The sequence below is a fragment of the Streptomyces genisteinicus genome (genome assembly GCF_014489615.1).
GTDB lineage: Bacteria > Actinomycetota > Actinomycetes > Streptomycetales > Streptomycetaceae > Streptomyces > Streptomyces genisteinicus.
The window spans coordinates 4,261,780-4,284,869 of record NZ_CP060825.1 but is presented as its reverse complement, the minus strand read 5'-3'; the positions used below and the strand labels follow the sequence as shown (position 1 = coordinate 4,284,869).

At 71.1% G+C, this 23,090-nt stretch carries 22 protein-coding genes and 4 tRNA genes; 8 read left to right on the top strand and 18 right to left on the bottom strand.

The window, feature by feature from the left end; all coding sequences use genetic code 11:
* Nucleotides 1-87 precede the first annotated feature (87 nt).
* The 9 genes from rpoB to IAG43_RS18640 form a co-directional block, all read right to left on the bottom strand.
* Nucleotides 88-3,573, bottom strand: coding sequence for a DNA-directed RNA polymerase subunit beta (gene rpoB, locus IAG43_RS18680; RefSeq protein ID WP_187741865.1), 3,486 nt, complete (start codon nucleotides 3,571-3,573; stop codon nucleotides 88-90).
* Nucleotides 3,574-4,190: 617 nt separating this feature from the next.
* Nucleotides 4,191-4,571 (bottom strand): 50S ribosomal protein L7/L12, encoded by a 381-nt coding sequence (gene rplL, locus IAG43_RS18675; RefSeq protein ID WP_187741864.1) that lies wholly within the window; start codon nucleotides 4,569-4,571, stop codon nucleotides 4,191-4,193.
* 111 nt (nucleotides 4,572-4,682) lie between these two features.
* On the bottom strand, nucleotides 4,683-5,213 hold the full coding sequence (gene rplJ, locus IAG43_RS18670) for a 50S ribosomal protein L10 (RefSeq protein ID WP_187741863.1): 531 nt from the start codon (nucleotides 5,211-5,213) through the stop codon (nucleotides 4,683-4,685).
* A gap of 302 nt (nucleotides 5,214-5,515) precedes the next feature.
* Nucleotides 5,516-6,469 (bottom strand): SCO4651 family lipoprotein, encoded by a 954-nt coding sequence (locus tag IAG43_RS18665; RefSeq protein ID WP_187741862.1) that lies wholly within the window; start codon nucleotides 6,467-6,469, stop codon nucleotides 5,516-5,518.
* A gap of 147 nt (nucleotides 6,470-6,616) precedes the next feature.
* Complete coding sequence (rplA, locus tag IAG43_RS18660; RefSeq protein ID WP_187741861.1) at nucleotides 6,617-7,345, bottom strand: 50S ribosomal protein L1; 729 nt, start codon at nucleotides 7,343-7,345, stop codon at nucleotides 6,617-6,619.
* Nucleotides 7,346-7,450: 105 nt separating this feature from the next.
* A complete protein-coding gene (gene rplK, locus IAG43_RS18655) occupies nucleotides 7,451-7,885 on the bottom strand; it encodes a 50S ribosomal protein L11 (RefSeq protein ID WP_003956479.1) in 435 nt (144 codons plus the stop codon).
* A 165-nt stretch (nucleotides 7,886-8,050) separates the two neighbouring features.
* Nucleotides 8,051-8,953 (bottom strand): transcription termination/antitermination protein NusG, encoded by a 903-nt coding sequence (gene nusG, locus IAG43_RS18650; RefSeq protein WP_187741860.1) that lies wholly within the window; start codon nucleotides 8,951-8,953, stop codon nucleotides 8,051-8,053.
* A gap of 74 nt (nucleotides 8,954-9,027) precedes the next feature.
* On the bottom strand, nucleotides 9,028-9,309 hold the full coding sequence (secE, locus tag IAG43_RS18645; protein WP_187741859.1) for a preprotein translocase subunit SecE: 282 nt from the start codon (nucleotides 9,307-9,309) through the stop codon (nucleotides 9,028-9,030).
* 106 nt (nucleotides 9,310-9,415) lie between these two features.
* Nucleotides 9,416-9,488: transfer RNA gene (locus IAG43_RS18640), tRNA-Trp, on the bottom strand.
* Between the two features lie 217 nt (nucleotides 9,489-9,705).
* On the opposite strand from IAG43_RS18640, the gene IAG43_RS18635 reads away from it, so the two are divergent.
* The gene (locus IAG43_RS18635; protein ID WP_187741858.1) at nucleotides 9,706-10,932 is read left to right on the top strand and encodes a pyridoxal phosphate-dependent aminotransferase; all 1,227 of its coding nucleotides are present in this window, start codon (nucleotides 9,706-9,708) and stop codon (nucleotides 10,930-10,932) included.
* A 352-nt stretch (nucleotides 10,933-11,284) separates the two neighbouring features.
* A complete protein-coding gene (locus IAG43_RS18630) occupies nucleotides 11,285-12,316 on the top strand; it encodes an adenosine deaminase (RefSeq protein WP_187741857.1) in 1,032 nt (343 codons plus the stop codon).
* Nucleotides 12,317-12,699: 383 nt separating this feature from the next.
* Here IAG43_RS18630 and IAG43_RS18625 read toward each other — a convergent pair whose 3' ends face one another.
* The 8 genes from IAG43_RS18625 to IAG43_RS18590 form a co-directional block, all read right to left on the bottom strand.
* Nucleotides 12,700-13,755 carry a UDP-N-acetylmuramate dehydrogenase gene (locus IAG43_RS18625; RefSeq protein WP_187741856.1) on the bottom strand — a complete coding sequence of 352 codons (1,056 nt, stop codon included), beginning with the start codon at nucleotides 13,753-13,755 and terminating at the stop codon, nucleotides 12,700-12,702.
* A gap of 74 nt (nucleotides 13,756-13,829) precedes the next feature.
* Nucleotides 13,830-15,305 (bottom strand): DHA2 family efflux MFS transporter permease subunit, encoded by a 1,476-nt coding sequence (locus IAG43_RS18620; RefSeq protein WP_187741855.1) that lies wholly within the window; start codon nucleotides 15,303-15,305, stop codon nucleotides 13,830-13,832.
* Between the two features lie 119 nt (nucleotides 15,306-15,424).
* Nucleotides 15,425-16,033 (bottom strand): TetR/AcrR family transcriptional regulator, encoded by a 609-nt coding sequence (locus IAG43_RS18615; protein WP_187741854.1) that lies wholly within the window; start codon nucleotides 16,031-16,033, stop codon nucleotides 15,425-15,427.
* A gap of 230 nt (nucleotides 16,034-16,263) precedes the next feature.
* Nucleotides 16,264-16,692: a MaoC family dehydratase gene (locus IAG43_RS18610; RefSeq protein ID WP_187741853.1), complete on the bottom strand. Its 429-nt coding sequence runs from the start codon at nucleotides 16,690-16,692 to the stop codon at nucleotides 16,264-16,266.
* Complete coding sequence (locus IAG43_RS18605; RefSeq protein WP_187741852.1) at nucleotides 16,692-17,144, bottom strand: MaoC family dehydratase N-terminal domain-containing protein; 453 nt, start codon at nucleotides 17,142-17,144, stop codon at nucleotides 16,692-16,694. Before IAG43_RS18605 ends, IAG43_RS18610 begins: the two co-directional genes overlap by 1 nt.
* A gap of 146 nt (nucleotides 17,145-17,290) precedes the next feature.
* Nucleotides 17,291-17,455: a 50S ribosomal protein L33 gene (gene rpmG / locus IAG43_RS18600; protein WP_003956487.1), complete on the bottom strand. Its 165-nt coding sequence runs from the start codon at nucleotides 17,453-17,455 to the stop codon at nucleotides 17,291-17,293.
* 117 nt (nucleotides 17,456-17,572) lie between these two features.
* Nucleotides 17,573-17,645 (bottom strand) — tRNA-Met (locus tag IAG43_RS18595).
* A 47-nt stretch (nucleotides 17,646-17,692) separates the two neighbouring features.
* Nucleotides 17,693-17,765 (bottom strand) — tRNA-Thr (locus IAG43_RS18590).
* Between the two features lie 396 nt (nucleotides 17,766-18,161).
* Here IAG43_RS18590 and IAG43_RS18585 point away from each other — a divergent pair.
* The 3 genes from IAG43_RS18585 to IAG43_RS18575 all read left to right on the top strand — a co-directional run bounded on the left by IAG43_RS18585 (nucleotide 18,162) and on the right by IAG43_RS18575 (nucleotide 20,715).
* Nucleotides 18,162-19,397 (top strand): amidohydrolase family protein, encoded by a 1,236-nt coding sequence (locus tag IAG43_RS18585; RefSeq protein WP_187741851.1) that lies wholly within the window; start codon nucleotides 18,162-18,164, stop codon nucleotides 19,395-19,397.
* A 104-nt stretch (nucleotides 19,398-19,501) separates the two neighbouring features.
* Nucleotides 19,502-20,158 carry an SDR family oxidoreductase gene (locus IAG43_RS18580; protein WP_187741850.1) on the top strand — a complete coding sequence of 219 codons (657 nt, stop codon included), beginning with the start codon at nucleotides 19,502-19,504 and terminating at the stop codon, nucleotides 20,156-20,158.
* 47 nt (nucleotides 20,159-20,205) lie between these two features.
* Nucleotides 20,206-20,715, top strand: a complete 510-nt coding sequence (locus IAG43_RS18575; RefSeq protein WP_187741849.1) for a GyrI-like domain-containing protein — start codon at nucleotides 20,206-20,208, stop codon at nucleotides 20,713-20,715.
* Between the two features lie 68 nt (nucleotides 20,716-20,783).
* On the opposite strand, the gene IAG43_RS18570 is transcribed toward IAG43_RS18575, so the two are convergent.
* A tRNA-Tyr gene (locus tag IAG43_RS18570) sits at nucleotides 20,784-20,865 on the bottom strand.
* Between the two features lie 377 nt (nucleotides 20,866-21,242).
* On the opposite strand from IAG43_RS18570, the gene IAG43_RS18565 reads away from it, so the two are divergent.
* From IAG43_RS18565 to IAG43_RS18555, 3 genes are all read left to right on the top strand, one after another.
* Complete coding sequence (locus IAG43_RS18565) at nucleotides 21,243-21,731, top strand: YajQ family cyclic di-GMP-binding protein (RefSeq protein WP_187741848.1); 489 nt, start codon at nucleotides 21,243-21,245, stop codon at nucleotides 21,729-21,731.
* 169 nt (nucleotides 21,732-21,900) lie between these two features.
* Entirely contained in the window at nucleotides 21,901-22,407 is a 507-nt protein-coding gene (locus IAG43_RS18560) for a methylated-DNA--[protein]-cysteine S-methyltransferase (protein WP_187741847.1), read from the top strand.
* Nucleotides 22,404-23,078, top strand: coding sequence for an alpha-ketoglutarate-dependent dioxygenase AlkB family protein (locus tag IAG43_RS18555; protein WP_246574420.1), 675 nt, complete (start codon nucleotides 22,404-22,406; stop codon nucleotides 23,076-23,078). Before IAG43_RS18560 ends, IAG43_RS18555 begins: the two co-directional genes overlap by 4 nt.
* The last annotated feature ends 12 nt before the right edge of the window (nucleotides 23,079-23,090 follow it).

Below are 23,090 nucleotides of genomic sequence, written 5' to 3'. Positions count from 1 at the left end.
GTCAGCGGAAAAGGGCTCTGTATCAGTGGTCTGTACGGTCCCGGGGACGGTGGGGGGCTCCCTTTCGGAAGCCCCCCACCGGGCCCGTCAGACCTCTTCGACGCTGCTCGGCTCGCGCCGGGACAGGTCGATACCGAGCTCCTCCGCGGCGCGGAAGACGTCCTCGTCCGTGTCGCGCATCTCGATGGACATGCCGTCCGAGGACAGCACCTCCACGTTGAGGCAGAGCGACTGCATTTCCTTGATGAGCACCTTGAAGGACTCGGGAATGCCGGGCTCGGGGATGTTCTCGCCCTTGACGATGGCCTCGTAGACCTTCACGCGGCCGGTCACGTCGTCGGACTTGATCGTCAGCAGCTCCTGGAGTGCGTAGGCGGCGCCGTACGCCTCCAGCGCCCACACCTCCATCTCACCGAATCGCTGGCCACCGAACTGGGCCTTACCACCCAGCGGCTGCTGGGTGATCATCGAGTACGGACCGGTCGAACGGGCGTGGAGCTTGTCGTCGACCAGGTGGTGGAGCTTGAGGATGTACATGTACCCGACCGAGATCGGGTCCGGGAACGGCTCGCCGGAGCGGCCGTCGAACAGGCGCGCCTTGCCGGTCGGGAGCACCATGCGCTCGCCGTCCCGGTTCGGGATGGTGTGCTGGAGCAGGCCGGCCAGCTCGTCCTCGCGGGCACCGTCGAAGACCGGGGTCGCGACGTTGGTGCCGGCGGCGACGTCGTCCGCGCCGATGGCCTGGAGACGCTGCGCCCACTCGTCCGCGAGGCCGGAGACGTCCCAGCCGCGGCTGGCGAGCCAGCCGAGGTGGATCTCCAGGACCTGTCCCGGGTTCATGCGGGACGGGACACCCAGCGGGTTGAGGATGATGTCGACCGGGGTGCCGTCCTCCAGGAACGGCATGTCCTCGATCGGCAGGATCTTGGAGATGACGCCCTTGTTGCCGTGACGGCCGGCGAGCTTGTCACCGTCGGTGATCTTGCGCTTCTGGGCCACGTAGACGCGGACCAGCTGGTTGACGCCCGGGGGAAGCTCGTCGCCCTCCTCGCGGTCGAAGACGCGCACGCCGATGACCTTGCCGGTCTCGCCGTGGGGCACCTTCAGCGAGGTGTCGCGGACCTCGCGCGCCTTCTCGCCGAAGATCGCGCGGAGCAGGCGCTCCTCCGGGGTGAGCTCGGTCTCGCCCTTGGGCGTGACCTTGCCGACCAGGATGTCGCCGGCGACGACCTCGGCACCGATGCGGATGATGCCGCGCTCGTCGAGGTCGGCGAGGACCTCCTCGGAGACGTTCGGGATGTCCCGGGTGATCTCCTCGGGGCCCAGCTTGGTGTCACGGGCGTCGACCTCGTGCTCCTCGATGTGGATCGAGGAGAGGACGTCGTCCTGCACGAGGCGCTGCGACAGGATGATCGCGTCCTCGTAGTTGTGGCCCTCCCACGGCATGAACGCCACGAGCAGGTTCTTGCCGAGCGCCATCTCGCCATTCTCCGTGGCGGGACCGTCGGCGAGGACCTGGCCCTCGATGATCCGGTCGCCCTCGTCGACGACGACCTTCTGGTTGACCGAGGTGCCCTGGTTGGAGCGGGAGAACTTGTGCAGGCGGTACGTGGTGTACGTGCCGTCGTCGTTGGCGATGGTGATGTAGTCCGCGGAGACCTCCTGGACCACACCGTCCTTCTCGGCCTTGAGCACGTCGCCGGCGTCGGTGGCGCAGCGGTACTCCATGCCGGTGCCCACGAGCGGCGCCTCGGACTTGATGAGCGGCACGGCCTGCCTCATCATGTTCGCGCCCATCAGGGCGCGGTTGGCGTCGTCGTGCTCGAGGAACGGGATCATGGCGGTCGCGACCGACACCATCTGGCGCGGCGAGACGTCCATGTAGTCGACGTCCGTGCCGGGCACGTAGTCGACCTCGCCGCCACGGCGGCGGACCAGCACGCGGGACTCGGCGAACCGGAACTCGTCGGTCAGCGGCGCGTTGGCCTGCGCGATGACGAAGCGGTCCTCCTCGTCGGCGGTGAGGTAGTCGACCTCGTCGCCGACGACACCGTCGACCACCTTGCGGTACGGCGTCTCGATGAAGCCGAACGCGTTGATCCGGCCGTACGAGGCGAGCGAACCGATCAGACCGATGTTCGGGCCTTCGGGCGTCTCGATCGGACACATGCGGCCGTAGTGCGACGGGTGCACGTCGCGGACCTCGAAGCCGGCCCGCTCACGGGAGAGACCACCCGGGCCGAGGGCGTTGAGACGACGCTTGTGCGTCAGGCCCGACAGCGGGTTGTTCTGGTCCATGAACTGGGACAGCTGGCTGGTGCCGAAGAACTCCTTGATGGAGGCGACGACCGGCCGGATGTTGATCAGGGTCTGCGGCGTGATCGCCTCGACGTCCTGGGTGGTCATGCGCTCGCGCACGACGCGCTCCATACGGGCGAGACCCGTACGGACCTGGTTCTGGATCAGCTCGCCGACGTTGCGGATGCGGCGGTTGCCGAAGTGGTCGATGTCGTCCGTCTCGACCATGATCGAGCGGCCGGACTCGCCGACCGTCTCGGTCTCACCGGCGTGCAGCTTCACCAGGTACTTGATGGTGGCGATGACGTCGTCGGTGGTGAGCACGCCGGCGTCCAGCGGCTCGTTCGCGCCGAGCTTCTTGTTCACCTTGTAGCGGCCGACCTTCGCGAGGTCGTAGCGCTTCGGGTTGAAGTAGAGGTTCTCGAGCAGCGTCTGAGCGGCCTCGCGGGTCGGCGGCTCGCCCGGGCGCAGCTTGCGGTAGATGTCGAGCAGCGCGTCGTCCTGGCCCTGGGTGTGGTCCTTCTCCAGGGTGGCGCGCATGGACTCGTACTCGCCGAACTCCTCGAGGATCTGCTCGGTCGTCCAGCCGAGCGCCTTGAGCAGGACGGTCACGGACTGCTTGCGCTTGCGGTCGATGCGCACACCGACCATGTCGCGCTTGTCGATCTCCATCTCCAGCCAGGCACCCCGGGAGGGGATGATCTTGGCGGTATAGATGTCCTTGTCGGACGTCTTGTCGATGGAGGAGTCGAAGTAGACGCCCGGCGAGCGCACGAGCTGCGACACCACGACACGCTCGGTGCCGTTGATGACGAAGGTGCCCTTGTTGGTCATGAGCGGGAAGTCGCCCATGAAGACCGTCTGGGACTTGATCTCGCCGGTCTCGTTGTTCGTGAACTCGGCGGTGACGAAGAGCGGGGCGGCGTACGTGAAGTCGCGCTCCTTGCACTCGTCGATGGAGTTCTTCGGGGGCTCGAAGCGGTGGTCGCGGAAGGTCAGCGACATCGACCCGGAGAAGTCCTCGATCGGGGAGATCTCCTCGAAGATCTCCTCCAGACCGGACTTCGTGGGGACGTCCTGTCCGCTTTCGAGAGCCGCCTCGACACGAGCCTTCCATGCGGCATTGCCGAGCAGCCAGTCGAAGCTCTCGGTCTGGAGCGCAAGGAGGTTCGGAACCTCGAGGGGCTCCTTGATCTTTGCAAAGGAGATGCGCAGCGGGGCAGTGCTGGCGCCGTTGTTCGTATTCGCGGTCGAGGCGTTGCGCGAGGCGGCCAAGAGGGGGTCCTTCCGAGGGCTCGGACTCACTACGCGCGTACCGGTCCCATGCTGTGCGTCGAAAGAAGGCCCAGGTCGGGGCTTGTTTTCGGTCGATGCTCAGGTATGGAGATGCCCCTGGTGACGGGCAGGGGGCAGCTAACAGGCAGCGCAAAGGGTCAGTGTAGCCACATGGCCCACTGATGTCCAGTCCCGGTTTTCGGAAGACACGAGACCCTTCGTCTTACTCAACTCCGCGAACTTATGCGCCGTGAGGCGCACATCGATACTGCCCGTTCGGTCGCCGATCCATGCCTCGGATCCGGATCGTTGTGGCGACGCGTCCTGAGAATTGCGCGCTGCGTGCGGTTCGTCAAGGCCCCCTGCCCCCGAGCGGGCGCCCGGGGACGCCTGCCGGCCACCGCGGCAGGGGCGTCTGCCTGCGGATTCACTCCGCGAACGGCCATGATCACCCTACCTCCCGCAGCGGGAAGAGCAAGGCAGCCGCCGCCCGCCCACCGGCATGCCGAAGGGCGACCACCCGGTTGGATGATCGCCCTTCGGTGTGCGTGCGTTACACACCGGGAGCCGGCGGGCTCCCGACGCGCACGCTCAGTGAGTCACGGGGACTCGTGAGGTCACTTGACCTCGACGGAGGCGCCGGCGGCCTTGAGGGACTCGGCAGCCTTCTCCGCGGCCTCCTTGGCGACCTTCTCGAGGACCGGCTTCGGGGTGCCGTCGACGAGGTCCTTGGCCTCCTTCAGGCCGAGGGAGGTCAGCTCACGCACGACCTTGATGACCTGGATCTTCTTCTCGCCGGCGCCGGTGAGGATGACGTCGAACTCGTCCTGCTCCTCGACGGCCTCGGCAGCGGCGGCGGGGCCGGCCGGGGCGGCGGCGACGGCCGCGGCGGCGGTGACGTCGAACTTCTCCTCGAAGGCCTTCACGAACTCGGAGAGCTCGATGAGGGTCATCTCTTCGAACTGCGCGAGCAGGTCGTCCTGGGACAGCTTCGCCATGATGGCGTCCTTCCACTCATTCGGCTGGTGCCGTGTGTACATGTAGGCGGGCGTACATTTCGGCCCGCTGCGACCCGCTCCTGGTCGGCGCGGATCATTGCGCGAGCCGAGTTACTCGGCACCGCCCTGCTCGGCCTGCTTGGCACGAAGCGCCTCCGCGGTGCGGACGAACTTCGAGGGAAGCGCCTGGAAGAGCTGAGCAGTCTGCGTCTGCTTGCCCTTGAAGGCGCCCGCCAGCTTGGCGAGCAGAACCTCGCGGGACTCGAGGTCCGCGAGCTTCTTGATCTCATCGGCGGACAGCGCCTTGCCGTCAAGGACACCGCCCTTGATGATCAGGTTCGGGTTGTCCTTGGCGAAGTCACGAAGACCCTTCGCCGACTCCACCGGGTCACCGGTGATGAAGGCAACCGCCGTCGGACCAGCGAAGTGGTCGTCGAGCGAGGTGATCCCGGCCTCATTGGCCGCAATCTTGGTCAGCGTGTTCTTCACCACGGCGTACTGGGCGTTCTCACCGAGCGAACGACGCAGCGTCTTGAGCTGCGCCACGGTGAGACCCCGGTACTCGGTCAGCACAGCGGCGTTCGAGCTGCGGAACTGCTCCGCGAGCTCGGCTACCGCGGCAGCCTTGTCGGGCCTTGCCATGAGCGTCGGCCTCCTTCCGGGTGATGAGGACCGCTCAGAAGGGGCTGAACAAAACGAAACGCCCCGGCGCAGGCGCACGGGGCGTAGCTCGACCTGGGCGAAAACCGTCCGGGAGCTTTCCACAGTCACCTGCGCGGGTCGTCCGCTCTGAGCGGATCCTTCGGCCACCGGACCCTCGGAGGAGAGCACGGCAACGACCAGCGGTCTTTGGCTTCTGTGGAAGAGTACGGGAACGGATCCCCGTCAGGCAAATCCGGTCAACTCCCGCCGGTGGGACCGGCGGAAGCTGCGGAAGCCGCGGGTCAGGAAGCGGCCGAGTCCGACTGGGCGTCCTCGGCGGCGCCCAGGCCCTCGCCGATCTCGCCGAGCATCTCCATCAGGTCGACGGTCTCGCCGGCCGGCGGGGTCTGCACGGTGGCCTTCGCGCCGTAGTCGGAGTACTCGGAGACGATCGTCACGGCGCCCTCGGGGCTGTCCATGCCGACGTTCATCTTCGCCGGGTAGCCGTCCCCGTCGACCCAGACCTCGATGTCGTAGCCCTCGATACCGGCCTTCTCGACGCCCTCCAGGAAGCTCTTGCGCTCCTCGTCGGAGAGCACGTCCAGGGATCCGTTGGCGTCGATCATCTCGGCGACGGTCAGCGAGCCCTTGTAGTGGTCCGTGTCGACGCCGCCGACCTTCTCGGAGCCCACGTGCTTCAGGTTGGGCGAGTCGAGCAGGACGGCGAGCTGCTGGGACGGGTCCTGGTTCATGTTCTCCAGGCCGCCGGTCATCTGCTTCTGCAGTTCCTTGTCACCGGACTGCTCCGCGATGGCGCCGATGTCCATCTTCATCCAGCGCTTGCCGTCCATGTCCTTGGCGGCCTCGGCGCCCATGTCCATGTACATGACGTTGTCGACCATGAGCATGCGCATCTGCTCGGGGTCGCCGGGCTCGCTCTGGAACGCGTCGCCCTTCACCGTCATGTCCATGAGCGTCGGCTCCCAGCCCATGACGCCCGTCATCTCGAAGTCGCCGCCGCCCTCCATCGAGGCGGGCATCGTCATCGTCATGCGGACCTTGGCGGACTTGGCCTCGGAGGTCTTCTCGTAGGCCGCGGTGAGGGCCTTCGTGGCCGCCGTGCGGTCCTGCGTCCTCGCCTTGGCCGCGGGCGCGTCGGCGGCCTTCTTGTCATCGCCCTGACAGCCGGCGACACCGGCGATCACCGCGAGGGCCGTCACCGCGACACCCGCGCGCCTCATGACCGACTTGCTCATTTCCCCACCCCTGGTCGTCACTTTGCGAACTCTTCAACCGTAACTCACGGGTACCACGGCAGAGAAAGGAGAAACCGGCCCCCACCGCTCAACTGCGCGGTGGGGGCCGGTTCTTCAGACGCGAGACCCGCGACTGCCGTCCTGGGATCAGACGGCGGCCGGGTCCTCCTCGACGAGGAGGTTGCGGGTGCGGTTGGAGTCCAGCGGGATGCCGGGGCCCATCGTCGTCGTCAGGGTCGCCTTCTTGATGTAGCGGCCCTTGGCGGCGGACGGCTTCAGACGGAGGATCTCGTCCAGCGCCGCCGCGTAGTTCTCGACCAGCTTCGTCTCGTCGAAGGAGACCTTGCCGATGATGAAGTGCAGGTTCGAGTGCTTGTCGACGCGGAACTCGATCTTGCCGCCCTTGATCTCGTTGACGGCCTTGGCGACGTCCATGGTGACGGTGCCGGTCTTCGGGTTCGGCATCAGACCACGCGGACCGAGCACGCGGCCCAGGCGGCCGACCTTGCCCATGAGGTCCGGGGTGGCGACGACCGCGTCGAACTCGTTCAGGCGCTGGCCCTTGGAGATCTCGTCGATCAGTTCGTCGGAGCCGACGATGTCGGCGCCCGCGGCTTCCGCGGCCGCAGCACGGTCACCGGTCGCGAAGACCAGGACCCGGGCGGTCTTGCCGGTGCCGTGCGGAAGGTTGACGGTGCCGCGGACCATCTGGTCGGCCTTGCGCGGGTCGACGCCCAGGCGGAAGGCGACCTCGACGGTGCCGTCGAACTTGGTGGTGGCGGTGTCCTTGGCGAGACGGACGGCCTCGAGCGGGGCGTAGTTCCGCTCCCGGTCGACCTTGGCGTCCGCGCCGCGGAGAGCCTTGCTGCGCTTCACTTCTTCTCCTGTGGAGTAACACCATGCGGCTCGGCCGCACGGCTCAGGTGTGGAGTCGTGGTGCGGGCCGGCGCTGGCCCTACCACTGAGGTCTTACGGGGACTGTCAGCCCTCGACCGTGATGCCCATGGAACGGGCGGTGCCGGCGATGATCTTCTCGGCGGCGTCCAGGTCGTTGGCGTTCAGGTCGGGCATCTTGGTGGTGGCGATGTCACGGACCTGGTCGCGCGTCAGCTTGGCGACCTTGGTCTTGTGCGGCTCGCCGGAGCCCTTGTCCACACCCGCGGCCTTGAGGATCAGCTTGGCGGCCGGCGGAGTCTTGGTCACGAAGGTGAAGGAACGGTCCTCGTAGACCGTGATCTCCACCGGCACGACCATGCCACGCTGCGACTCGGTCGCGGCGTTGTAGGCCTTGCAGAACTCCATGATGTTGACGCCGTGCTGACCCAGGGCGGGACCGACCGGCGGAGCCGGGTTGGCCGCACCGGCCTGGATCTGGAGCTTGATAAGCCCCGTGACCTTCTTCTTCTTGGGAGGCATGTGCTCTCTCCGGGTCTAGTGAGAGTTTTCGGCACTCCGTCCGGTCATCCGGATGGAGGCATACCGCACAACGATAACGGGTATCCATGCGCGGCTAAAAACCGAGCAGGTCAGACAGCCCGGAATGGGCGGTCCGACCTGTTCGGAAGCCGTGTGTCCAGAAGGTCAGTTCTTCTGGATCTGGTCGAAGCTCAGCTCGACCGGGGTCTCGCGGCCGAAGATCTCGACGAGGCCCTTGACCTTCTTCGAGTCGGCGTTGATCTCGTTGATCGTGGCCTGGAGGGTGGCGAACGGACCGTCCGTGACGGTGACCGAGTCGCCCACCTCGAAGTCCAGGACCTGGACCTCGACCTTGCGGGCCGGAGCCGGCTTGCCCTCGGCCTCGGCGGCCTCGCGGGCGGCCTTCTCCTCGGCCTCCGGGGCGAGCATCTTGACGATCTCGTCCAGCGTCAGCGGGTACGGGTCGTAGGCGTTGCCCACGAAGCCGGTGACACCGGGCGTGTTGCGCACGACGCCCCAGGACTCGTTCGTCAGGTCCATGCGGACGAGCACGTAACCGGGCAGCTTGTTCTGCCGGACGTTCTTGCGCTCGCCGTTCTTGATCTGGACGATCTCTTCCTCGGGGACCTCGGCCTGGTAGATGAAGTCCTCGACGTTCAGCGAGACGGCGCGCTGCTCCAGGTTGGCCTTCACGCGCTTCTCGTAGCCCGCGTAGGTGTGGATCACGTACCACTCGCCGGGCAGACCGCGGAGTTCGTCACGCAGTGCGGCGATCGGGTCGGCCGGGGCCTCGGGCTCGGCGGCGGGCTCGTCCTCGGCCTCCGCCTCGGCGGCCTCGTCGTCCTCGCCGGCGGGCTCGTCGTCGGAGGACTCGTCGTCCTCGTCTTCGGAGGACTCGTCCTCGGCGTGCAGTGCTGCGTCCTCGGCGGCCTCGCCCGCGGCGTCGTCGGCGGCCTCGGCCTCGTCCGGATCCACAGCGTCTGCCGCCTCGACGATCTCGAGCTCGTCCTCGGTGGACTCGAAGCTCTCGCCGGACCGGGCGGAGTCGTTCAGGTTCGCGTCAGACACGGTGGCTGCTTCTTCCTGGATACATATGGGTGGAACATGCGAAAGGGGCGCCGTTTCACGGCGCCCTCCGCGGATCAGCCGAAGACGTACTTGACTGCTTCCTGGAAACCGAAGTCAATCACGGTCACGAGGCCGATCATGACGACGACGAAGATAATCACCACTGTGGTGTACGTCGTCAGCTGGCTGCGGGTCGGCCAGACGACCTTGCGCAGCTCGGCGACGATCTGGCGGTAGAAGAGGGCGAGACGGCCGAACGGGCCCTTCTTGCCGCGCTTGCCGCCCTTGCGGGGCTTCTTGTCCCGCGACTCGTCCTCGGCATCAGGCATGTCGATGGAGCCCACGGCGTCCGTCACGATCTCTCACCTGATTCCCGGGTCGGCCGTGCCGCGCCCGGTGGAGCCGCACGGCGGTGCATTGAAGTACGTACATGCGCACACAGCCTGGCGAAGGTGTGTGTAGCAGGGCCGGAGGGACTTGAACCCCCAACCGCTGGTTTTGGAGACCAGTGCTCTACCAATTGAGCTACGACCCTTTGTGGTGCCCCCCAACCTACCGCATCCGGCCGGATGCACTAGGTGCCCGGTACGGATGTGGCTGGTGAAGGCCAACGACGGTTGAGTGTACGTGCTCCCAGGCCCGGCGTCGAACACGATCCGCTCCGGCGGTGGGACGGTCCGCTTCTGACCGGTGTTGTCCGCTCCTCGAAACCTGTGTGCCGCCCCGGTTTGGCGTCTGGGAGCATGGGCCGCATGAGCGCTGCAACCCCTCCCACCGAGCGCCGGGTCTCCGCCCGCATCGGCGCGATCTCCGAGTCCGCGACCCTCGCCGTCGACGCCAAGGCCAAGGCCCTCAAGGCCGCCGGGCGTCCGGTGATCGGCTTCGGCGCGGGTGAGCCCGACTTCCCGACGCCCGACTACATCGTCGAGGCCGCCGTCGAGGCCTGCCGCAACCCGAAGTACCACCGCTACACGCCGGCCGGCGGTCTGCCCGAGCTGAAGAAGGCCATCGCCGAGAAGACCCTCCGGGACTCCGGGTACGAGGTCGACCCCGCCCAGATCCTGGTGACCAACGGCGGCAAGCAGGCCATCTACGAGGCGTTCGCCGCGATCCTCGACCCGGGCGACGAGGTCATCGTCCCCGCCCCGTACTGGACCACCTACCCCGAGTCGATCCGGCTGGCGGGCGGCGTGCCGGTCGAGGTCGTCGCCGACGAGACCACCGGGTACCGCGTCTCGGTCGAGCAGCTGGAGGCCGCGCGCACCGAGCGGACCAAGGTCGTCCTCTTCGTCTCGCCGTCCAACCCGACCGGCGCCGTCTACAGCGAGGCCGACGCCCGCGCGATCGGCGAATGGGCCGCCGGGCACGGCCTGTGGGTCCTGACCGACGAGATCTACGAGCACCTGGTCTACGGCGACGCGACGTTCACCTCGCTGCCCGCCCTGGTGCCGGCGCTCCGCGAGAAGTGCGTCGTGGTCAACGGCGTCGCCAAGACGTACGCGATGACCGGCTGGCGCGTGGGGTGGATCATCGGCCCCAAGGACGTGGTCAAGGCCGCGACCAACCTCCAGTCGCACGCCACCTCCAACGTCTCCAACGTGGCGCAGGTCGCCGCGCTGGCCGCCGTTTCGGGCGACCTGAAGGCCGTCGAGGAGATGCGCACGGCGTTCGACCGCCGCCGCCAGACCATCGTGCGGATGCTGAGCGAGATCGACGGCGTGGTCTGCCCGACCCCCGAGGGCGCGTTCTACGCCTACCCGTCGGTGAAGGGCCTGCTCGGCAAGGAGATCCGCGGCAAGCGCCCGCAGACCTCCGTGGAGCTCGCCGCCCTGATCCTGGACGAGGTCGAGGTGGCCGTGGTCCCGGGCGAGGCGTTCGGCACCCCCGGCTACCTGCGCCTGTCGTACGCGCTCGGCGACGACGACCTGGTCGAGGGCGTCTCGCGGATCCAGAAGCTCCTCGCGGAGGCGAAGGCCTGAGGCACCCGCCCTGCCCGTACGCGCGGCGCCCGTCCCGGTCCCCGGGGCGGGCGCCGCGCGCGTTCCCGGACGGGGGCCGCCGCCTTCCCGGACGGCGGCGGAGGTCGGCCGCCGGGCCGGGGGCGGGCGCTGCGTGCGGCGCGCCCGGGCGCCGTGCCGCGCGCGTTCCCGTGCGTCCGCCCGCGTTTCGCGGACGCGCCGCAGGGCAGACGCGTCGCGGGGCGCTCCCGGGGTTCCGCGCGACCGCGCCGTGCGGTGTGCGGCCCGGCGGCGGTTGCGTCGTGCGTTCGGGCAAGCGCCCGATCGGGGAAACCCCCTGCCGCGTCCGCCCGCACTGAGGCAGGATCACCTGATGGAGCACGTACGCGATCTCTCGCTTCTGCCGAAGGCCCATCTGCACCTGCACTTCACCGGGTCGATGCGCCCCGCCACCCTGCTCGAACTCGCCGACAAGTACGGCGTGCACCTGCCGGAGGCGCTGACCGGCGGGGAGCCGCCGAAGCTGCGCGCGACCGACGAGCGCGGCTGGTTCCGCTTCCAGCGGCTGTACGACATGGCCCGCTCCTGCCTGCGCGAGCCGGAGGACATCGTGCGGCTGGTGCGGGAGGCCGCCGAGGAGGACATCAGGGACGGCTCGGGCTGGCTGGAGATCCAGGTCGACCCCACCTCGTACGCGCCCCGGCTCGGCGGGCTCATCCCCGCGCTGGAGGTCATCCTCGACGCCGTCGACGCCGCCTCGCGGGAGACCGGGCTGGGCATGCGGGTGCTGGTCGCCGCGAACCGGATGAAGCACCCGCTGGACGCCCGGACCCTGGCCCGTCTCGCCGTCCGCTACGCCGACCGCGGCATCGTCGGCTTCGGGCTCTCCAACGACGAACGGCGGGGCATGGCGCGCGACTTCGACCGCGCCTTCGCCATCGCCCGCGAGGGCGGGCTGCTGGCCGCCCCGCACGGGGGCGAGCTCACCGGGCCCGCCTCGGTGCGCGACTGCCTCGACGACCTGCGGGCCTCCCGGATCGGCCACGGGGTGCGCGCCGCGGAGGACCCCCGTCTGCTGCGCAAGCTCGCCGAGCGGCAGATCACCTGCGAGGTGTGCCCGGCGTCCAACGTCGCCCTCGGCGTCTACGAGAAGCCGGCGGACGTGCCCCTGCGGACCCTCTTCGACGCCGGGGTCCCGATGGCGCTCGGCGCGGACGACCCGCTGCTCTTCGGTTCGCGCCTCGCCGCCCAGTACGAGCTGGCCCGGCGGCACCACGGCTTCACCGACGAGGAACTCGCCGAACTGGCACGGCAGTCGGTACGGGGGTCGGCGGCGCCGGACGACGTCCGGGACAAGCTGCTGGCCGGCGTCGACGACTGGCTGGCGCAGCCGCCGTCCGCGTGAGCCGGAGCCCGAGCCGGTCGCGGGCCCGGTGAGCCGGAGCCGGTCGCGGGCCCGGGCGGCGCGGTACGGGGCGACCGCCGGGGGCTCGGCGGGCCGGCGACCGGGTGACCGCCGGGTCCGCCGGTGGCGGGCGGGCCGGGCACCGGGCGGGGCGGCCGGACAGCTCCGCCAGCACCGGCCCGGTCGGCGCGGCAGGCGTGCGCGTACCGGGTAGCTGCCGGAATGCGTGGCGGTTCCGGCGCCGCCGGGGTCCGCGGCCGGGCGGGCGGCGACGGCGGTGGGGTGGCGTGCCGAAGGACCGGAGGCGGACGTCGTGAAGCGGGAGCCGGGACGCGACGGCGCCGGGCTCCCCGGCCCCTCGGACCGGGGCCCCGGCCCCCGGATCAGAGGCTGACGCCCACCGTCACCGGCTCGTTGACGAGGGTCACGCCGAACGCGTCCCGCACCCCGGCGACGACTTCGCGGGCGAGTGCCAGCAGGTCCTCGGTGGTGGCCTCGCCGCGGTTGGTGAGGGCGAGCGTGTGCTTGGTGGAGATGCGCGCCGGGCCCTGCCCGTACCCCTTGGTGAAGCCGGCCCGGTCGATCAGCCAGGCGGCGGAGGTCTTGGTGAGTCCGTCGCCCGCGGGGTACGCGGGCGGGACGGCGCCGTCGCCGAGGCGGTCGCGCACCCGGCCGAGGAAGTCCTCGTACTGCGCGGCGGTCAGGATCGGGTTGGTGAAGAAGGAGCCGGCCGACCAGGTGTCGTGGTCCTCGGGGTCGAGCACCATGCCCTTGCCGGCGCGCAGCGCGAGCACGGTCCGGTGGGCCTCGGCGGCCGGCACGCGCTCGCCGGCCTCGATGCCGAGGCGCTTGGCCGTCTCCGCGTACCGCACGGGGGCGGAGAGTCCGCCCGCGTCCTCCAGCGCGAAGCGGACGCGCAGGACGACATAGCGCTCCGGGTGCTCCTTGAAGCGGCTGTGCCGGTAGGAGAACGCGCACTCCTGCGCGGTCAGCGTCACCGTCCGGCCTGCCGTGCGGTCGTAGGCGACGACCTCCGTGATGGTCTGGGACACCTCCTGGCCGTAGGCGCCGACGTTCTGGATCGGCGTCGCGCCCGCCGAGCCGGGGATGCCCGCCAGGCACTCGACGCCCGCCAGGCCGGCCTCCACGGTGCGGGCGACGGCGTCCGTCCAGGTCTCCCCCGCCGCCAGTTCCAGCCGGGTCCCGTCGAGCGAGAAGCCGCGGGTGGCGATGCGCAGCGCGGTCCCGTCGAAACCCTTGTCGCCGATGACCAGGTTGCTCCCGCCGCCGACGATCAGCAGCGGGGTGCCGCTGTCGTCCGCCTCGCGCACGGCGGAGACCACCTCGTCGTCGGTGGTGGCCTCGATCAGGCGGGTGGCCGGACCGCCGAGCCGGAAGGTCGTCAGGGGGGCGAGGGGGGCGTCGTGGAGTACCTGCACGGGGACAAGGGTACGGGCCGCGGCCCCGCCGGGACGGCGGGGCCGGGGGGCCCGGGGCGCCCGTGAGCCCGAGGTCACCCGGCCGCTCGGGCCGGCCGCCCGTGCGGTACGGACCCGACGGCGCCGTCGGGCACGGGGGCACCGGAGGCCACGGGCCGGGCGCCCTGCGGCGCACGGGCGGAGGGGATCAGCAGCGCGGCCGCGGCGGCGACGGCGACCGCGGCCGCGCCGATCCACAGCGCCGGGACCGTGCCGTCGGTGAACGCCCGGCCCGACTCGTACCCGCCGCGCGCCGCGAAGACCGCTCCGAGGACCGCGACGCCCAGGGCCCCGCCGACTTCGCGGAGGGCGTTGTTGGCCCCGGACGCGATGCCCTGCTCGGCGGGGCGGACGCTGCCCATGACCACGCTCGCCGCGGGGGCGAAGAACAGCGCCATGCCGAGCCCGCAGAGGATCAGCGCCGGCAGCTGGACCGCGTACGACACGCCGGGCTCCAGGACCAGGGCGAACAGGCCGAGCCCGGCGGCCTGGAGCGCCAGGCCGGCGGCGACCACGGGGCGGCCGCCGATCCGGTCGGAGAGGATTCCGGCGAGCGGCGCGACCAGCAGCGGCATCCCCGTCCACGGGAGCATCCGCAGCCCCGCCTCGGTGGGCGAGTAGCCGGCCACCGTCTGGAGGAACTGGCTGAGCAGGAAGATCGACCCGAACATGCCGAGGAACATCAGCAGGCTCGCGGCGTTGATCCCGAGGAAGGCGCGGCCCCGGAAGAGCCGCATCGGGAGCATGGGGCTCCGGGCCGTGCTCCCGTGCAGGACGAAGGCGGCCAGCAGGACCGTGCCGGCGGTGAGGGCGAGCAGCACGCGGGTGCTGGTCCAGCCGTGGCTCCCGCCGTTGACCAGCCCGTAGACGATCCCGAAGAGGCCGCCGCTGACGAGCAGGGTGCCGGGGACGTCCAGCCGGGCGCCCGGGGCGCGGGACTCGGCGAGCCGGAAGCGGGCGACGGGCAGCAGCAGCATGCCCACCGGCACGTTCAGCCAGAAGATCCACTGCCAGGCGATGTGCTCGGTGAGCGTGCCGCCGATCAGGGGCCCGCCGGCCACGGCCACGCCGGTGATCGCGCCGAAGGCGCCGAGCGCGGCACCGCGGCGGGCGGCGGGGACGGCGGCGGTGAGCAGGGTGAGGGTCAGCGGCATCATGACCGCCGCGCCGATTCCCTGCACGGCCCGCGCCGCGACCAGTGCGCCGATGCCGGGTGCGAGGGCGGCCGCGGCGGAGGCTGCGGTGAAGACGGCGAGGCCGGCGACAAAGAGGCGGCGGCGTCCGAACCGGTCGCCGAGCGCGGCGCCGAGCATGAGCAGGACGGCGAAGCTGAGCGTGTAGGCGTTGACCGTCCACTCCAGGTCCTCCAGCGTGCCGCCGAGGTCGGCCCGGATGGCGGGGAGGGCGGTGGTGACGACGAGGTTGTCGAGAGCCGCCATGAATCCGGCGACGCTGGTGACGACGACGGTCCACAGGGCCGTGCGCGGGGCGGGACGCTGTTTCGGGTTCACTGCTCCCCCAGAGGGTTAGTAATCGATGACTAACTTTTGCGGGCGGATCGAGGCGCCGCGTGCGGAGCGAGGTGCGGGGCGGCTCCCGCCCCGCACCGGCGCACAGCGGGCGGGTGCGGTCACTCCCCCACGGCGTCCGGGTCCCGGGCACCGGGGGCGGCCGGCCCGCCCGGGCCGGCGGGGCGGGCCGAGAGGTAGAAGCCCTCCCACATCCGGTGCCCCGGGGGGAAGCCCATCGAGACCAGGACGTTGGCGAGCATGCCGTACGCGAGGAAGGTCGTGGTCTCGTCGACGTCGGCCCCCAGGTCGAGATGGACCGCGTCCCACATCTCCAGCCAGGCGCTCCGCACCTGGTCGCCGAAGTCGTGGTCGCCGGCCGCCTCGGCCGCCGCGACGGCGACGTAGGTCTGCATCTGCATCAGCAGCTTGTCGGGGTCCTCGGAGATCACCCGCTGGTACGCGGTCGCCATGGCGTCGAGGGCCTCCCGCCCCTCCAGGCCCTCGGCGGCCCCGTCGAGGACCCGGCGCATGTCGGCGAGGCAGCGGGTGGACGCGGCGAGGAAGATCGCCTGCTTGTTGGGGAAGAGGCGGAAGAGGTACGGCTGGGAGACGCCGACCCTCCGGGCGATCGCCTCGGTCGACGTCCCGTGGTAGCCGGTACGCGCGAACTCGGCGACCGCCGCGCGGACGACGCTCTCCCGGCGCTCCTCGGCGCTCATCCTGACCATGCGAGCAAGTTAGTGGCTGATTACTTACTTGGTCAACCCCGCTCGCCCGTGGGGGTGTTCCGCCACGGCCGGCGGAACACCCTCGCGGGCCCGCCGCCCCGTCCCACCCCGTCCCGCCTCGCCCGCCGCCCGCCCCCGGTACGGGAACCGGCAGGGCACGGACCGTCCGCGTACCGGGCCGGGAAACGCCTCGTGCCCCGGGCCGCGGCCCGGGGCACGAGACCTGCGGTTCAGGCGAGCCGGACCACCGCGCGGGACATGCCCAGCACCTTCTGGCCGGCGCAGGTGGCCGTGAGGTCGACCCGCACCCGGTTGTCGTCGAGGAGTGCCGCGACCTTGCCGGAGACCTCGATCACGGCGCCCTTGTCGTCGTTCGGCACGACGACGGGCCTGGTGAAGCGCACGCCGTACTCGACGACCGCACCCGGGTCGCCCACCCAGTCGGTGACCACGCGGATCGCCTCGGCCATGGTGAACATGCCGTGGGCGATGACGTCCGGCAGCCCGACCTCGACGGCGAACTTCTCGTTCCAGTGGATCGGGTTGAAGTCGCCGGAGGCGCCCGCGTAGCGCACCAGCGTGGCGCGGTCCACCGGGAAGCTCGCCGGGGGCAGTTCGGTGCCGACCTCGACGTCCGCGTACGCGATCTTCGCTGCCATCACGCCTCCTCGGCGGCGCGCGCCACCAGCTTCGTCCAGGCCGTCACGACGTGCTCGCCGTCCTCGTCGTGCACCTCGCCGCGGACGTCGATGACGTCGTTCCCGGCAAGGGACTTGATCGACTCGATGGTGGAGGTGACGGTCAGCCGGTCCCCCGCCCGCACCGGGCGGCGGTAGGCGAACTTCTGGTCCCCGTGCACCACCCGGCTGTAGTCCAGCCCGAGCTGCGGGTCCCGCACCACGTCGCCCGCCGCCGCGAAGGTGATGGCGAAGACGAAGGTGGGCGGGGCGATCACCTCTGCGTGACCGAGCGCGGCGGCCGCGTCCCGGTCCGTGTACACCGGGTTCGCGTCACCGACGGCCTCGGCGAACTCGCGGATCTTCTCCCGGCCCACCTCGTACGGCGCGGTGGGCGGATAGGTCCGCCCGACGAACGACTGGTCGAGCGCCATGAACGGGCTCCCTCCTTGGTTGACAGGGTGGTTCGGCCACCGCACCGGGGCCCGGGCCGCGGTGCGACGCCGGGCCCCGGACGGGGAACCTGCACAAACGACACGAGGCCGCCCCCGGTGGGGGCGGCCTCGTGCACAAGCCTGGTTCAGCGCGTTTCGCGGTGCGCCGTGTGCGAGTTGCAGCGCGGGCAGTGCTTCTTCATCTCAAGACGGTCCGGGTTGTTGCGCCGGTTCTTCTTGGTGATGTAGTTCCGCTCCTTGCACTCCACGCAGGCCAGCGTGATCTTCGGGCGGACGTCGGTGGCAGCCACGTGAGTGCTCCTTGACGGACGATGGACGGATGGATGCCCCTTCAGCGCCAAAGGCATTGATGGGGACATAAAAGAGTAGCCGATTGAAGGACCGACCCCGCAATCGGCTACTGTGTGTAGCGGTGACCGGACTTGAACCGGTGACACAGCGATTATGAGCCGCTTGCTCTACCGACTGAGCTACACCGCTTTGATGACGGATCCCCTCGTCCGAGGACGAGGTTCACCGGTCACCAGAGCCCCAATACGGAATCGAACCGTAGACCTTCTCCTTACCATGGAGACGCTCTACCGACTGAGCTATTGGGGCGAGCGATGAAGACATTACACGGTCGCCCGCCGATCGCCCAAATCCGTTTCACCACCCCGTCCGGGGCCCGGCGGAGGTCCGCGGCACCCCGCCGTCACCCCGCGGCCACGCCCCCGTTGTCCGGCTTGCTCCCGGGGCACCCCTCACGTCCCGTACGCCACGAGTGACCACACCGGTACGACTATTGCGCTCCTCCTCGAAGCGCACCGCGCACACCCCTAGGCTCGACGCACGCCGAGCGGTCGCGCGCCGTGACGACCGGAATGTCCTCCGGCCGGCACGACCGGGCCGCCGGTCCCGTTCCGGACCGGGCCCACCCCGTACCGGTCCCCCGGGCCGGCGGTGACCCGGTGCCCGGACCCTCCCGTCAGAGTCACCCGCCCGCACAGGAGCGCGATGCCCGACAGCCAGCCGCAGCCCTCCGACGGCGCGACCGCGGACTCCGGCACCCTGCTGCTGTGCGGCGCCCGTCTCACCGACGGCCGCACCGTCGACGTACGGCTCGGCGGCGGCCGCATCGAGGCGGTCGGCACCGCGGGGAGCCTGCCGCCGCACTCCGCGCGCATCGACCTCACCGGCCATCTGCTCCTGCCCGCCCCCGCCGAGCCCCACGCGCACGGCGACACCGCGCTCAGCGCCGAGACCCCGGGGCCGGTCTCCTACGCCCCCGCCGACGTGCAGCGCCGCGCCACCGAGGCCGCGCTCCTCCAACTCGGCCACGGCGCCACCGCGATGCGCTGCCATGTGCGGATCGGCGACGTGCAGGGGCTCGGCACCCTGGAGGCCGTGCTCGGGGCGCGGCGCGCGCTGCGCGGCCTCGCCGAGCTGACCGCCGTCGCCGCTCCCAGGCTGCTGACCGGCGTGGCGGGCGCCGACGGGGTCGCCGTCCTGCGGGACGCGATGAAGATGGGCGCCGGCGTGGTCGGCGGCTGCCCGGACGCCGACCCCGACCCCACCGGCTACACCGAACGCGTCCTGCAGATCGCCGCGGAGCACGGCTGCCCGGTCGACCTCCACACCCACGGCGACGACCCCGCGCGCCTGGCCCGCCTCGCCGCGATGGCCGGGGGGATGCGCCCCGGCGTGACCATCGGCCCCTGCGCCGGTCTCGCGCGCCTGCCGCGCGACGTCGCGGCCCGGGCCGCCGACCGGCTCGCGGCGGCCGGTGTCCAGGTCGTCTCGCTTCCGCAGGGCGGCTGCGCCGGCGTGGAGCACCGGGGGAACGCCCCGGTGCGCCTGCTGCGCGCCGCCGGCGTGCGGGTCGCCGCGGGCAGCGGCGCCCTGCGGGACACCGTGTGCAACCCGGCGGGCCGCGGCGACCCGCTGGAGGCCGCCTATCTCCTCGCCTCCCAGGCCGGGATGCGCCCCGGGGACGCCTACGACTGCGTGGCGGGCGCGGCCCGGCAGGTGATGGGCCTGCCCGAGGTACGGGTCGAGGCCGGATTCCCTGCGGAGCTGCTGGCCGTGCGGGGCACCCGCCTCGACGGCGTGCTGTCCCTCGCGTACAGCCGGATCGTGATCCACCGGGGCCGGGTGGTGGCGCGGACGAGCGCGGTGCGCGAGTACTGCGACTCGGCCGCCGCGGTCGCGCCCGAACTCCCCCGCCAGCAGCGCCCGGACCCCGGCCCCTGACCCGCCAGGTCACCCGGGCCGCGCACTCCGGTGCGCCGGTGCGCCGGGGTGTCGCGGGACCGCTTCCACGGCGGGGAACGGGCTTCGGACGTACGGTCGTAGGCATGCGCATCGTCATCGCTGGTGGACACGGTCAGATCGCCCTCCGACTCGAACGGCTGCTCTCCGCCGCGGGCCACGAGGTCGCGGGCATCATCCGCAGACCGGAACAGGGCGACGCCCTGAGGGCGGCGGGTGCCGAACCGGTGCTCCTGGACCTGGAGAGCGCGTCCGTGGAGGAGGTGGCGGCGGCGCTCCGGGGCGCCGGCGCCGTCGTCTTCGCCGCGGGTGCCGGCCCGGGCAGCGGGACCGGCCGCAAGGACACGGTGGACCGCGGCGCGGCCGTGCTCTTCGCCGACGCGGCCGAACAGGCCGGTGTGCGGCGCTTCGTCATGATCTCGTCGATGGGCGCGGACTCCGCGCACGAGGGCGACGAGGTCTTCGACGTGTACCTGCGGGCCAAGGGCGCCGCCGACGACCACGTGCGCGGCAGGAGCGCGCTCGACTGGACCGTCCTGCGGCCCGGGATGCTCACCGACGACGCCGGCACCGGCCTGGTGCGGCTGGAGGCGTCGACGGGGCGCGGCCCGGTGCCCCGCGACGACGTCGCGGCGGTGCTCGCGGAGATGGTCGAGTCCACCGCCACCGCGGGCCTCACCCTCGAACTCGTCTCCGGTTCCGTGCCGGTGTCGGTGGCCGTGAAGGACGTCGCCGGCAACTGACCGTCCGCCACCGGTGAATTCACCCCGCCTGTGAGGTCTCCCCACTCATGAACCGACAGACACCGGGCATCAGCCCGTCGATCGTCGAACGCGACGAACAGCTCTACACGTACATCCGCGGTTCCGTGCGCATGGACGGGTTCGCGGCGATCGCGGACCGCCTCCCCGAACTCATCGGCTGGCTCGCCGGGAACGGGACCCCGCTCGCCGGGGCGCCGTTCTTCCGCTACGACGCCCTCGACATGGACGCGGAGTCCGTCGTCGAGGCGGGCGTTCCCGTCGCCGGCGCCCCCGAGCCCGAGGGGGACATCCGCATCGGGGTGCTCCCCGCCGGCCGGTACGTGACGGTGACCCACCTCGGCCACCCGGACCGGCTCTTCGACGTCGTGGCGGACCTGCGCGAGTGGGCCGCTCGCGAGGGCCTGGAGTGGGACATGACCGAGGTCGGCGGCGTGGAGCACTGGGCCTGCCGCCTGGAGTCGTACCTGACCGACCCCCGGGTGGAGCCGGACCCGGCGAAGTGGGAGGTCGAGCTGGCGTTCCGTCTGGCCGACTGACCGCCCCCGGGCACACAGCAGAACGGCCCCTGATCGCGTTTCCGCTGATCAGGGGCCGTTCTCTCGCGTGGCGGCGCCAGGATTCGAACCTGGGTAGGCTAAGCCGACGGATTTACAGTCCGCTCCCATTGGCCACTCGGGCACACCGCCATGGGATTGCCGCCGGTAGCCGACCCTCTGCGGGGTGCTGCTCCGTGGCGACGTCGTAAACGATACCCGATGCGCAGGGGTGCTCCGCCACCGGATTGATCAGCGCCGGGGTGGCCAGGGGCTGTCCCGCAACGCCCGGTGGATCAGCGTGCGGCGTCAGATGCATGGGCCTCCCCGGGCCCGCAGGGCGCAGGGGACGCATCGCAAGGCGGAGGGTCGTCCTCATACTGGGCGTATTCGGGCGATTCGACAACGCAGCGAGGTGCCGTAGCTGTCGTCGTGCGCCCGCCGGGGGTTGCGGTACAGCCCTTAGGCTTGGGCGAGCGGTCCGGCCCTCCCGGACTCGCCCCCGACACCCGATGAAGGAGCCACAGGACATGGCCGACTCCAGTTTCGACATCGTCTCGAAGGTCGAGCGGCAGGAGGTCGACAACGCCCTCAACCAGGCCGCCAAGGAGATCTCCCAGCGCTACGACTTCAAGAACGTCGGCGCGTCGATCGCCTGGTCCGGCGAGAAGATCCTGATGCAGGCGAACTCCGAGGACCGCGTCAACGCGATCCTGGACGTCTTCCAGACGAAGCTGGTCAAGCGCGGGATCTCGCTGAAGGCGCTGGACGCCGGTGAGCCGCAGCTCTCCGGCAAGGAGTACAAGATCTTCGCCTCCATCGAGGAGGGCATCTCCCAGGAGAACGCCAAGAAGGTGGCCAAGGTCATCCGCGACGAGGGCCCGAAGGGCGTCAAGGCGCAGGTCCAGGGCGAGGAGCTGCGCGTCAGCTCCAAGAGCCGGGACGACCTCCAGGCGGTGCAGGCGCTGCTCAAGGGGCAGGACTTCGACTTCGCGCTCCAGTTCGTGAACTACCGGTGACACCGCCCGGGTGACCGGGTGACCACGGGGGCGGACGGCCGGGCCGTCCGCCCCCGTGCCGTCGGGCGGGTACGGGCTGGGTGTCCGATTCCCGCCAGCGGTCCGGCGGGGTGGGGGCGCAGACTCGTAGGTGCAGGAATCGAGCGAACCCTTCGGAAGGACCCGCACCATGGCCACCGTGCACGAGGTCGTCGACAGCCCGCTGGGCGGACTGCTGCTGATCGGCGAGGCGTCCGCCACGGCCCCGGGCGGCACCGCGCTCGCCTCGCTCTCCCTGCCGGGGCAGAAGGGGGCCGCGCTCGTCACGGACGGCGGTCCGCGCCGGCCCGCGGCGTTCCGGGAGATCGCGCGGCAGCTGGAGGCGTACTTCGCCGGCGAGCTCAGCCGTTTCACGATCGAGTACACCGACGCCGGGACGGAGTTCCAGCGCCGGGTGTGGCGGGCGCTGGAGGACGTGCCGTACGGGCGGACCACCACGTACAAGGAGGTCGCCGCCCGGGTCGGCTCCGCCTCCGTCGGCGTGCGCGCCGTGGGCACGGCCGTCGGCCGCAACCCGCTGCTCGTGGTGCGGCCCTGCCACCGGGTGATCGGCTCCGACGGAGCCCTGCGCGGGTACGCCGGGGGCCTGGAGGCCAAGGCGCGGCTCCTCGGTCTGGAGGGCGCGCTGCCGTCGTGAGCGACACCCTGTTCCCGCGGGAGCGGGCGGTCGTGGCGCCGGGGGCCGTGCACGTGCCCGGGTGGCTCGGCACGGAGCTGCGGCGCCGGCTGGTGGACTCCTGCCGCGCCTGGGGCCGGGGGCCGGTGCCGTTCCGGCAGACCGCGCTGCCGGGCGGCGGGGTGATGTCGGTGCGCACGGTGTGCCTCGGCTGGCACTGGCAGCCGTACCGGTACTCCCGTACCGCGGACGACGTGAACGGCGCGCGCGTCGCCGCGTTCCCCCGGTGGCTGGTCGCGCTGGGGCGGCGGGCGCTGGAGGAGGCGTACGGCGAGGACTCCGGGGCCGGCGGCTACACCCCGGACACGGCGCTGATCAACTTCTACGACGCGGACGCCCGGATGGGCATGCACCGGGACCGGGAGGAGCGCTCCACGGCGCCGGTGGTGTCCCTGAGCATCGGCGACCCGTGCGTCTTCCGCTTCGGCAACACCGGGACCCGGGGCCGCCCCTGGACCGATGTCGAGCTCCGCTCGGGGGATCTCTTCGTCTTCGGCGGCCCCTCGCGGTTCGCGTACCACGGGGTGCCGAGGGTGCTGGCGGGCACGGGGGACCCGGCGGCCGGGCTGGCGTCCGGCCGGCTGAACATCACCCTGCGCGAGACCGGTCTGACGGACCCCGGCACCGGGTGACGGCCGCCGGGG

Excerpts from the sequence above, each read along its gene's own strand:
- rplL (WP_187741864.1), bottom strand. The coding sequence starts at position 4,571 with ATGGCGAAGCTGTCCCAGGACGACCTGCTCGCGCAGTTCGAAGAGATG.
- rplJ (WP_187741863.1), bottom strand. The coding sequence starts at position 5,213 with ATGGCAAGGCCCGACAAGGCTGCCGCGGTAGCCGAGCTCGCGGAGCAG.
- IAG43_RS18665 (WP_187741862.1), bottom strand. The coding sequence starts at position 6,469 with ATGAGCAAGTCGGTCATGAGGCGCGCGGGTGTCGCGGTGACGGCCCTC.
- rplK (WP_003956479.1), bottom strand. The coding sequence starts at position 7,885 with ATGCCTCCCAAGAAGAAGAAGGTCACGGGGCTTATCAAGCTCCAGATC.
- IAG43_RS18635 (WP_187741858.1), top strand. The coding sequence starts at position 9,706 with ATGAGCGCTGCAACCCCTCCCACCGAGCGCCGGGTCTCCGCCCGCATC.
- IAG43_RS18630 (WP_187741857.1), top strand. The coding sequence starts at position 11,285 with ATGGAGCACGTACGCGATCTCTCGCTTCTGCCGAAGGCCCATCTGCAC.
- IAG43_RS18615 (WP_187741854.1), bottom strand. The coding sequence starts at position 16,033 with ATGGTCAGGATGAGCGCCGAGGAGCGCCGGGAGAGCGTCGTCCGCGCG.
- IAG43_RS18610 (WP_187741853.1), bottom strand. The coding sequence starts at position 16,692 with ATGGCAGCGAAGATCGCGTACGCGGACGTCGAGGTCGGCACCGAACTG.
- IAG43_RS18605 (WP_187741852.1), bottom strand. The coding sequence starts at position 17,144 with ATGGCGCTCGACCAGTCGTTCGTCGGGCGGACCTATCCGCCCACCGCG.
- IAG43_RS18585 (WP_187741851.1), top strand. The coding sequence starts at position 18,162 with ATGCCCGACAGCCAGCCGCAGCCCTCCGACGGCGCGACCGCGGACTCC.
- IAG43_RS18580 (WP_187741850.1), top strand. The coding sequence starts at position 19,502 with ATGCGCATCGTCATCGCTGGTGGACACGGTCAGATCGCCCTCCGACTC.
- IAG43_RS18575 (WP_187741849.1), top strand. The coding sequence starts at position 20,206 with ATGAACCGACAGACACCGGGCATCAGCCCGTCGATCGTCGAACGCGAC.
- IAG43_RS18565 (WP_187741848.1), top strand. The coding sequence starts at position 21,243 with ATGGCCGACTCCAGTTTCGACATCGTCTCGAAGGTCGAGCGGCAGGAG.
- IAG43_RS18560 (WP_187741847.1), top strand. The coding sequence starts at position 21,901 with ATGGCCACCGTGCACGAGGTCGTCGACAGCCCGCTGGGCGGACTGCTG.